The sequence below is a fragment of the Tritonibacter sp. SIMBA_163 genome (assembly GCF_046535935.1).
Lineage (GTDB): Bacteria > Pseudomonadota > Alphaproteobacteria > Rhodobacterales > Rhodobacteraceae > Epibacterium > Epibacterium scottomollicae.
Map to the genome: position 1 here is coordinate 1 of NZ_JAWJBP010001339.1, position 235 is coordinate 235.

Genomic DNA, 235 nt, shown 5'->3' on the forward strand with positions numbered 1-235 from the left:
CTCGGATTTTTCGTTTATCGCCACGTGGAATATTCCAACACGCTCTGGTGGGATTTTGCCTGGAACGGCAATGCCCCACGCTTCCTGCGGGCAACCGTGCTCGTCTTTGCCGTGGTCGCCGCGGTCGGCCTTTACTCCATCATCAACCGGAACGGTCACCGCAGGCGGAAGGTGGATTATTCGATACCCCCCGCCGTGCCCGCCCTCGTCGCCCAATGGCCGCACACGGATGCCG

The 235-nt window shown here is 61.7% G+C and carries 1 protein-coding gene; it reads left to right on the top strand.

The window, feature by feature from the left end:
• Window positions 1-235, top strand: a 235-nt coding sequence (locus tag R0J92_RS26645; protein WP_411053895.1) for a hypothetical protein, incomplete at both ends; no start/stop codon positions are given.